Genomic DNA, 9,819 nt, shown 5'->3' on the forward strand with positions numbered 1-9,819 from the left:
CCCGCTCAGGGGGTGCCGGGCCGTCGCCGTGCCGCGTTCCGGGACGGCGCGGCGCGCCGGGAGCGCCGACGGTTCGGCACCGGACGACCGGCGGCTCGGGCACCGGACGATCGGCGGTTCGGCCCCCGACGACCGGCGGCTCAGCCCTGGATGAAGAAGAACACCGTGTCCATCGTGTAGCCGTACTTCAGCGAGACCTGCCACTCCCGGTGCTCGAAGCGCAGCTTGTCGGCGAGCAGCTTCGCGTCGTACGCGAAGTCGGCGCCGAGCCGGTCGAGGACGGCGGTGTAGGCGTCCGCGACCGCCTCGGCCTTCGCCAGCGGGAGCAGGCCGAGCGCCGGGTAGCCGTCCATCGGGTACGGGATCGGGAACGGCACCTCGTCCGGCGGGCCGGCGTACAGGAAGTCGTGCGGCAGCAGGTCGGCGGGCACGCCGAGGCCGCGCAGCTCGTCCTGCAGCAGGCCGAAGAAGGTCGACGGCTTGGAGTAGACGCCCAGGTCGTCGGTGTCGGAGCCGAGCGAGGAGATCACCTGCCACAGCGCGGTCCAGTACGCGTTGCCCGCGCAGCCGCCGCGTTCGTCGGCCCGCCCGGCGAACAGGTGCTCCAGCGCGTCCGGGACGCTCAGGCCCCAGTCGACGCCGTGTCGGTCGAGGGAGTCCTGGTAGGCGCGCGCCCGCTCGCGCATCCGGTCGGCGATGCGCTTGCGGTCGCCGGTCTGCTCGGCGCCCCCGAGGTAGGAGAGGATTTCGTTCCGGTCGGCGGTCAGCAGGGTGATGACGTGGCTCATGCGGATCATGGTGGCAAACGCCACCGACAGCCGTCGAACCGGGTGGTGGGGGCCCGTCGGGCCCGCACGGCCCGGCTGTCGGGGCGGTGTGCGAGGCTTCCTGTCACATCGAACGAAACGGGGGACTTCATGATCCACACGCCGAGCCTGCCCGAGGACCTCCAGACGCCCGAGCGGCTCTGGGCCCGCGCCGTCACCATGGCGGTCGTCGAGCTGGCAGCCACCGGCAGGACCGAGTACGCGCTGGACGAGGACGGCTTCTGGTGCCACAGCACCGGGGCCGACGGCTGGTGGCGGCTGAGCCGGTTCGACGGCGGCCGCGCCGTCTTCTGCGGGCAGGACCCGGACTTCAGCCACACCCACCTGCTCGACGAGCCGCTCGACTTCCTGGCCGGCGGGCCGGAGTGGCTGCCGTGGGAGCTGCTGAAGGACGACGCGGACGGGAACCTCTTCGGCTTCCTCTACTGGTGGCAGGACGGCGCCTGGCAGCGCGTCGACTACCCGGCCGACGTCGAGAACGACGGGCTCGACGGCGCCGCCCCGTGGGCCGGCTCCGACGAGACCGAGTACACCGGGCTGGCGCTGTCCGCGTGCGACTACTACGCGGCCGGCGAACCGGGCCTGCTGGACGCCATCCGGGCGTTCGCCGCGCGGGTCGAGGCCGGTGACGCCGACGGGGCGGCCGTCGCCGAGCTGGTCGCCGGCCTGGCGGCCCACGGGGTGCCCGCCCCGCACGCCGACGCCGCCCTCGCCTTCGCCGCCCGCGCCGGGGTCACGCCGTAGTCCCGGTACGGGCCCTCCCGTCGACGGCCGACGGGAGGGCCCGTACACGCGCGGCCGGAGGCCGGGGTCAGGCGATCTCCCAGACCGTCAGCTGCCCGGCGACCTCGACGAAGCCGTTGCGGGTCGCGGTGCCGGTGACCTTCAGCATGGCCAGGTTGCCCTTGGTGGTGACGGTGCACAGCAGGGTGCCCGCGGTGAACTTCGCGGACACCTCCTTCATGCTGAGCTGGGACGGCAGCGGATCGGTCTGGGCCGCGGCGAAGCACCGGTCGGGCTCGGGGCCGGTGCTGACCGCCGTCCCGGTGAGGAGCTCGAACACCGTGTCGTCCCGGCTCTCCAGCACCCGCCACTCGGATTCGAGGTGGTTGTAGTCGGCCAGCCGCACCTTGGGCTCGTCGAAGTCGACCTGGGTGTAGTTGGTCAGCCCCGATCCCCGGACGGTGAGCGCCACGCCGTCCACCGTCCTGGTGAACCGGCCGCCGGGCGCCCCGGTGGCCGTGCCCCCGCCGCCCGTCCCGCCCGCGGGTGCCGTGGTACCGGGCGCCCGGGTCGGCGCCGGCGCGGGGGCGGCGGGAGCCCCGGAACCGGACGTGCCGGACGTGCCGGACGTCCCGGAGGTGGCGGGGGCGGTGGCCGCGGTCTCCCTCCCGCCCTTCGAACCGCCGCGCTCCTGGGTCACCACCCAGATCCCGCCGGCCAGGACCACCACGGCCCCCGCGGCGGCGAGCACCCGCCCGGACCGGCTCAGCCCGCCGGTGCGCCCCGCGGGCGCGGGCTCCGGACCCGGGAGCGGGGGCACCGCCCCGGCCGGAGGAGCGGGCGGAACGGGCGGCTGCGCGGGCTGCCCGGCGGCGTGGGCGTGCTGCCCGGGAGCCCGGGTGGGCGGCGCCGGGTACCCGGTCGACGGCGCCGCGGTCCGGGCGGCGCCGGTCGCACCGGTGGGCGCGGAGCCACCCGTCGGCACGCCGCCACCCGTCGGCACGGAGCCGGTCGGCGCGATGCCCCCGGCCGCCGCCGCGGGCCCGCCGGCCGCCGCGCCGTCGAGCGGTTCGCGCAGGTCCGTCACGAACCGCCGCCGCTCCGCGATCGCGTCCGCCAGCGACTCGGGGAGCCAGTCGGTGAACTCCCGCAGCGGGCGCCCCAGGGCCTGCGCGCACAGCTCCACCAGCTCGGCCGCGCTCGGCCGGGCCTCCGGGTCGGCGGTCAGGCAGCGGATCAGCAGCCCGCGCAGCGGCTCGGGGTAGCCGCTGAGGTCCGGCGGCCGGAACTCGGTGTTGGCGATCTTGGTGGCCAGGGTGATCGCCCCGCCGTCCCCGTACGGATGACGGCCCGTCGCGGCGACCGCCGCCACCAGCGCGAGCGAGAACACGTCCGTCGCCGCGGTCAGCACCCGCCCGTCCGCGTGCTCCGGGGACATGTACTGCGGGGTGCCGATCAGCCCGCCGCTGCGGGTCAGCTGGGTGGCGTCGGCGGCCCGCGAGATGCCGAAGTCGATCACCCAGGGGCCGTCCGCGCCGAGCAGCACGTTGCTCGGCTTCACGTCCCGGTGGATCACCCCCTCGGCGTGGATCGCCTGCAACCCCTCCGCGACGCAGCCGGTCATCCGCAGGACGGCCGCCATCGGCAGCGGGCCCGCCGTCGCCAGCGCCTCGTCGAGCGGCACCCCCGGCACGTACGCGCCGGCCAGCCACGGGCGCTCGGCCTCGGTGTCGTAGTCCAGCACCGGCACCAGGTGGTAGCCCCGCACCCGGCTCGCCGCCCGGACCTCCTGCAGGAAGCGGCTGCGGAACTCCTCGTCGTGCGCGTACTCGTGGCGCACCACCTTCAGCGCCACCGGCTGCTCGCCCCGGCTGCGCGAGAGGAACACGGCGCCCATGCCGCCCTCGCCGATCCGTGCGAGCAGCCGGTAGCCCGCGATCTCGCGCGGGTCCTCCGCGCGCAGCGGGGCCGGTCGGCCCGCGCCCTCCGTACGGCTCATGCGATCCCCTCCCGGTTCGGGCGCCGGCGGTGACGCGGGCGCCCGGGTGCACCGTACTGTGCCGGGCGGCCGGTGATCCATACAATCCTGACGTCACGTCATCTCACCGGGGGGTTCGATGGAACAGAACCTGGCGAGCGCGGCCGACCGCGCCGACTACGTCGTCGACCTGTCGAACATCGTCCGCAACACCGCACTCGGCGCCCCCGGCGCCCGCTCGCTGCGCCGGCTGGAGCGGGTGGTCCGGGCGCTGGTCGCCGAGACGGGGGACCGCGCCGTGACCGCCTACCTGGTCGCCGACCGCAGCCTGCTCGGCGGGGCCCGCGAGTTCCCCGACCCGCAGGACGTCCGCCGCCTGCGCCGCTGGGCCGCCGACGGCCTGCTGGAGGAGGTCGACGACGCCGACGAACGGGTCCTGGAGATCGCCGGCATGACCGGCACCAGGGTCATCAGCTCCGACCGCTTCGACGCCCACCGCGGCGAGCACCCCTGGGTACAGGGCAACACCTGGCAGTTCCTGCGCCCCGAACGCAGCTCCGACGGCCGGATCCGGCTCGTCCCCGTCGACATGGGCCACCGCACCGACGCCGAGATCTCCCGCAAGGTCGAGCTGTCCGTCCTCAAGAAGCAGGGCCTGCTCGGCCCCGGCCGTACGCCGATCACCGACGTCCTGCGCCGCTCCTGGGCCTGCCCCGAGCGCCGCTGCTCGCTCTACGACGGCCGCGGCGGACGCGTCCTGCTGCCCCGGATGCGCAGCGGCGTCCCCACCTGCGAACTCCACGGCCGCCCGCTGGAGGAGGCCGGCCGGCGCAGCGGCACCGCCCAGCTCAAACTGGTCGTCGACGGCGTCTGCGCGGCCCGCTACACCCTCGACGAGGGCACCGAGACCTGCCTCGGCCGCGCCCCCGGCGCCGGCGGCATCGCCCTGCCCGCCGCCCTCGCCGCCGAGCGGACCGCCCGGATCAGCCGACGCCACCTGCTGATCGGCGTCCGGGACGGCGTGGTGACGGTCCGGGACACCAGCAGCTACGGCAGCCGGGTGCGCCGCGGCGGCGGCCGACCCGGCGCCGACGGCCCCTGGCAGCGCCTCGGCCCGGACCACGGCAGCGGCTTCCGGCCGGGCGACGAGGTCGAGCTCGCCCCCGGCATCGTGGTCACCCGCAGCGGACGGCTCTTCCCGGCCGAGCTGTCCCGCGCCTGGCGCAGCGGCGCGGGCCGCACCCCGCCCGCCGGCCAGGCCACCGTGCTCACCGTCCTGCCGTCCGACCTGCCGTAGCCGCGGTAAGCGCCCGCCTGTCGTATCCGCCGACCCGCCGTGGCCGAGGACCCGTCGCGGGCCCGCGGACCCGTCATGGGCCGGGCCGCCGGGCCGACGATTGCGCTGCTGTCGGCGCGACCTGATGGAATGCTCCCGAACGACCTATCGGGGGAGCGACCAGATGAGCGAGCGCACGCACGGGGACCACCGGTCCGACCACGCCGGCGGCACCGGACCGCAGCCGTACGAGCCGCCGCAGCACCCCGAGGGGCCGGACCGGCGGGCGGCGCTGGGCGCCGTCGACCTGCTGCTCACCCTGGACGCCGAGATACCGATGGACGCGGCGGCCGTGCCGCCGGTCCCCGAGGACCCGGCGCTGCTGCGCTTCCTGGCCCGGACCGCCCACGAGGACCGCCCGGGCGGGCTGCCGCCGTGGCTGCTGGACGCCTGCCCCGAGGCGGTCGACGACGACCCCGAGGGCCGGAGCGGAGGCTGGGCTGACTCCTGGTACCTGGCCGGCGGCGCCGACGAGGACGAAGTGCTGGAGGTCGCGCCCGCGCTCGTGCTCGCCGTACCCCCGCCGGACTGGCAGCAGACCGCCCTGCTGGTCGCCGCCGAACGGGCCCTGACCCGCCTGCTGCGCCAGGAGTGCGGCACCGACCCGGACGCCTGGCTGCGCCTGCTCGCCGCGCTGCACGAGCAGCCGGTGACCACCCGCCTCACCTGGCCCGCCCTGATCGCCGAGGCCCGCGACACGGCCGAGGCCAGGGACGCGGCGGAGGACCGGGACGCGGCGGAGGCCAGGGCGGGTGCCGGCGACCGGGAGGACGCCGGGCGTGCCGACGGTTCGCGGCCCGCCGACGACCCCGCCGCCCTGCTGGCCGCGGCGGCCGCCGAGCAGGTGGACAGCTACGCCGTCGGGCACCCGTTCGTCCCGTGGCTGCCCGCCGAGGCGCTGCTGTACGCGGACGAGGCCGCCGTCGCCCGGCTGCTGCCGCTGCTCGGACCCGTCCTGCCGCTGCTGCTCGCCCGCCGGCTGGCCCGGCGCAGCCGCCGCCCGCAGGCCCTGCTCGCCCGGCTGGCGGTGCACGGCGACCCGGCGGTGACGGCCGAACTGGCCCGGCTGCGCGGCCCGGAACTGCCCGAGCCGCTGGTCCGCCGGATGCTGGCGAGGTCGGAGCTGCCGGTCGTCCACGCGCTGCTGGTCCACCACCCGGACCCGGCCGTCCGGGCCCGGGCCGCCGCGCACCCCGCCCCCGGGCTCGACGGGCTGGCGGCCGGTCTGCCGGACCGGTACCTGGTCGGGGCGATCCGTTCGACCTGCCCGCGGATGGTCGAGCTCGGCCTGGTCCGGGCCGGTCACCGGCTCCGGGTGCCGGAGCAGCTGCTCGGCGCGCTCAACCTGCTGCGGTACGGCGGCCCGCAGCGCCTGGCGGCACTCGCCGACGACGACCGGTTCGGCAGGGCGGTGACCTCCTCGGTCCGCCGGGCGCTGGCCTCGGCCGATCCGCTGCGGACCCTGGAGGCCCGCACCGCGAAGGAGTTCACGGCCGCCCGGCTGGTCACCCGGCTGCACCGGCTGGCCTCCCGGGGGCGGCACGGTGCGGCGCACTGCCGCTTCCTGCCGTACGACTTCGACTGGGCGCTGCTGGAGGCCGAGCACGCCCGCCGGCCCTTCGCGCTCTGGCCGCACCTGGTGGACCACCCCGACACCCCGGTGGAGGTCGCCCTGCGGCACCGGGCGGCGCTGTCCGACGCCGCCGAGATCCGCTGGTGGGACACCCCCGAGCTGTACACGGCCCGCACCGCGCACGGCTTCGGACGCCTGGCGGACGGCCGGCTCGCGGTGGTGCTCGACGAGGCGCTCGGCCGGGGCCTGCTGAGCGGGCGCGACCTGGTGCGGACGGCGGCGCCGGCGGCCCGGATCCTGCGCTACCTCTCCGGCGCGCTCGCCCGGACCGACAGCCCGGGCGAGCCGATCGCCGAGGCCGCCGCCGAGCTGGCCGGACTGATGGGCCTGGTCGGGGGAGCGCCCGCCTGGCAGCGGGTGTTCGACGGGCTGACCGGCCGGCTGCCGGACTGGGACGACCACCTGACCGTCGCCGAGCTGCTCACCGGCCCGACCCGCTGACGGCCCGCCCCGCTGACGGCCCGCCCCGCTGACGGCGCCGGGCCCGGCCCCGGCCGCGCCCTCGCGCCGGCCGCCGCCCCGCCGTCAGCCCAGCCCGGCCGTCAGCCCAGCCCGGCCGTCAGGTCAGCCCCGGCCGCGGCGGGCGCGCAGCAGGATGCGCAGCGGTGCGGCCTTGCCGTAGCCGACGTCCCGGCGCAGCGCGTCGGTCCCGGCCCGTTCGACCGCGCGCAGTTGGTGGGTCATCAGCTCGACCATCATCCCGGCCACCGGGCGCAGCCCCGGGTCGGCGAGCCCGACCACGTCCCGGGCGCCGTCCAGGGCGGCCCCGGCGCGGGCGGTGCAGTCGGCGAGCAGGCCCCGGGTGCCCGCGCCGTCGCCGCCGCCCTCCAGTTCGGCCCGGGTGACGCCGTGCTCGTCGAGCAGGTCGCGGGGCAGGCAGAGCCGTCCGGCGGTGAGGTCCTCGGCGAGGTCGGCGAGGAAGTCGATGCGCTGGGCGGCGTCGACGAAGCGGCGCCAGCCGGCGGCGGCCGACTCGTCGGGGCCGCCCGGGTACTGGACGCCGGTGGAGGCCATGACGCCGGGCCAGGCGTAGGCGTCGAGGTAGGCCTGGAAGTCCTGTTCGGTGTCGAAGCCGGTGAAGCCGGCCTCGGCCTCGGCGGCGCCGGTGAGGAAGCGGGTGACCCAGTGGTGCGGCAGGCCCCGCTCGGCGACGGTGTGCGCGTACGCCCGCAGCACCGGGTCCTCGACGGGCCCGCCGTCCAGGGCCTGCGCCATCCGGTCGGCGAGCCGGGCGAGGCCGTCGGCGCGCTGCCCGGGCGTACCGGTCTCGGCGGTGTCGTCGACCAGGTTCATGAACGCGAGGCCGGCGGCCAGGTGCGGGACGAGCGCGGGTGCGGCCAGCAGGCGCAGCGCCAGGTAGGGCGCGGTCTCGCGGCGCCGGACCCGTCGGGCCGCCGCGGTGTAGTCGGCCCGCAGCGGCGCCGCGGCGATCCCGGCGGCGGTGAGGGTGGTGCGCCAGCTGGGCACGGTGGCGGTCTCGTTTCGGGAGGCGGTCGGCGGGCCCGTCCACGGTAGTGGATCACCCGGTGGTGGATCACCGCCGGGGCCGGACGATCATCCCCGGCCCGGCAGGTGACCGGGGCCGGTCCGACCGACCTGCCCCCGGCCCTGTCCGGCCTAACTCGCGAGGGCGGGCTGTTCGCGGGCGCGGGTGCGCCGGACGGTGTCCAGGTAGTCGGCGACGGCGTCCCGGTTGCGGGTCAGGTTCTCGATCCGCTCGGTCATCCGGTCGCGCTCGCGCTCCAGGGTGGCGAGCATCTCGGGGGTGGCGTCGGTGAAGTGGATGACCCGGGGCTTGTCCAGGCACGGCAGGATCTGCTTGATGATCCGGGTGGGGAGCCCGGCGTCCAGCAGGCCGCGGATCTGCAGCACCCGGTCCACGAACCGCGGGTCGTACTCGCGGTAGCCGTTGGCGGAGCGGGCGGAGACGATCAGCCCCTGCTCCTCGTAGTAGCGCAGCAGCCGCCGGGAGGTGTCGGTACGCTCGGAGAGCTCGCCGATCCGCATGTGGTGCACCTCACATCAGTCGGTCTTGACCCTCACATAGATGTGAGGGTTCGAGCATACCGGCATGACCACCACGCAGCTACCCGCGGACCCCGAAACCCCTTCCGACGACGCCAAGTTGCCCATGTCGGCGCTGCTGGCGCTGGCCACCGCCGTCTTCATCACCAGCCTCACCGAGACGCTGCCCGCCGGCGTCCTGCCCGCGATGAGCTCCGATCTGGCGGTCAGCGAGTCCGCCATGGGCCAGTCGGTCACCGTCTACGCCGTCGGCACCGCGCTCACCGCCATCCCGCTCACCGCCGCGACCGCCGGCTGGCGGCGCAAGCGGCTGCTGCTGGCCGCCATGGCGGGCTTCGCGGCCGCCAACACCGTCACCGCCGTCTCCGGCGCCTACGCCCTCACCATGGTCGCCCGCTTCGTGGCCGGCGTCGCGGCGGGCCTCGCCTGGGCCCTGCTGGCCGGCTACGCCCGCCGGATGGTCGCGCCGCACCTCCAGGGCCGGGCCATCGCCATCGTGATGACCGGCATCCCGGTCGCCCTGTCGCTGGGCGTGCCCGCCGGGACCTTCCTCGGCAAGGTGGCGGGCTGGAACGTCGCCTTCCTCTCGATGACCGCCCTCGCCCTGGCCGTGATCGGCTGGATCGCCGCCTCGGTGCCCGACTTCCCCGGGCAGCGGCAGGAGGCCCGCACCAGGATCCTCGGCGCGCTGTCCGTGCCGGGCGTCTCACCGGTGCTGTTCGTGACCCTGGTCTTCGTCCTCGCCCACACCGTCCTGTACGCCTACATCGCCGCCTTCCTCGACCACGTGGGCCTCGGCGACAACACCGACAGCGTGCTGCTGGTCTTCGGCGCCGCCTCGCTGCTCAGCATCTGGATCGTCGGCGCGCGCATCCACCGGGACCTGCGCCGGCTCACCGTGGCGAGCACCCTGCTGGTCGCGGTGGCCGCCGCCGTCCTCGCCGCGGTCTCCGACAACACGGTCGCGGTGTACGCGGCGGCGGCCCTGTGGGGCCTCGGCTGGGGCGGCGTACCGACCCTGCTGCAGACCGCCGCGGGGGAGGCGGGCGGCGAACAGGCCGACGCCGCCCAGGCGATGCTGGTCACCCTGTGGAACGTGGCGATGGCCGCGGGCGGTGTGGTCGGCGGCGTCCTGCTCGACGTGTTCGACGCCGACGCCTTCCCGTGGAGCGTCCTGGTGCTGCTGGCGCCGGTGCTGGCCGTCGTGGTCGGCGCCCGCACCCACGGGTTCCCCGCCCGGCGCGGCGCGGACGCGTGAACCCCCGCCCCGCAGCCGACCGGGGCCGCCCGTCCGGCG

General features: G+C 76.5%; 8 protein-coding genes. 4 read left to right on the forward strand and 4 right to left on the reverse strand.

Translation table 11 applies throughout. From position 1 onward, the window contains the following. Positions 1-140: 140 nt before the first annotated feature. A complete protein-coding gene (locus tag ACWGB8_RS36270) occupies positions 141-788 on the reverse strand; it encodes a DUF7691 family protein (protein WP_452217929.1) in 648 nt (215 codons plus the stop codon). Between the two features lie 129 nt (positions 789-917). Between ACWGB8_RS36270 and ACWGB8_RS36275 the strand changes: the two genes are divergently transcribed. Next, on the forward strand, positions 918-1,571 hold the full coding sequence (locus ACWGB8_RS36275) for a hypothetical protein (RefSeq protein ID WP_452217930.1): 654 nt from the start codon (positions 918-920) through the stop codon (positions 1,569-1,571). A 67-nt stretch (positions 1,572-1,638) separates the two neighbouring features. On the opposite strand, the gene ACWGB8_RS36280 is transcribed toward ACWGB8_RS36275, so the two are convergent. After that, positions 1,639-3,549, reverse strand: coding sequence for a serine/threonine-protein kinase (locus ACWGB8_RS36280; RefSeq protein ID WP_452217931.1), 1,911 nt, complete (start codon positions 3,547-3,549; stop codon positions 1,639-1,641). Positions 3,550-3,667: 118 nt separating this feature from the next. Between ACWGB8_RS36280 and ACWGB8_RS36285 the strand changes: the two genes are divergently transcribed. Beyond that, a complete protein-coding gene (locus ACWGB8_RS36285) occupies positions 3,668-4,825 on the forward strand; it encodes an FHA domain-containing protein (protein WP_452217932.1) in 1,158 nt (385 codons plus the stop codon). A gap of 163 nt (positions 4,826-4,988) precedes the next feature. Continuing rightward, positions 4,989-6,938, forward strand: a complete 1,950-nt coding sequence (locus tag ACWGB8_RS36290; protein WP_452217933.1) for a hypothetical protein — start codon at positions 4,989-4,991, stop codon at positions 6,936-6,938. 123 nt (positions 6,939-7,061) lie between these two features. On the opposite strand, the gene ACWGB8_RS36295 is transcribed toward ACWGB8_RS36290, so the two are convergent. Both ACWGB8_RS36295 and ACWGB8_RS36300 read right to left on the reverse strand, forming a co-directional pair. Next, positions 7,062-7,964: a phytoene/squalene synthase family protein gene (locus tag ACWGB8_RS36295; RefSeq protein ID WP_452217934.1), complete on the reverse strand. Its 903-nt coding sequence runs from the start codon at positions 7,962-7,964 to the stop codon at positions 7,062-7,064. 150 nt (positions 7,965-8,114) lie between these two features. Beyond that, positions 8,115-8,504 carry a MerR family transcriptional regulator gene (locus tag ACWGB8_RS36300; protein ID WP_452217935.1) on the reverse strand — a complete coding sequence of 130 codons (390 nt, stop codon included), beginning with the start codon at positions 8,502-8,504 and terminating at the stop codon, positions 8,115-8,117. Between the two features lie 64 nt (positions 8,505-8,568). Between ACWGB8_RS36300 and ACWGB8_RS36305 the strand changes: the two genes are divergently transcribed. Further along, positions 8,569-9,780 (forward strand): MFS transporter, encoded by a 1,212-nt coding sequence (locus tag ACWGB8_RS36305; RefSeq protein ID WP_452217936.1) that lies wholly within the window; start codon positions 8,569-8,571, stop codon positions 9,778-9,780. Positions 9,781-9,819: the final 39 nt, after the last annotated feature.

This window comes from Kitasatospora sp. NPDC054939 (assembly GCF_053610105.1).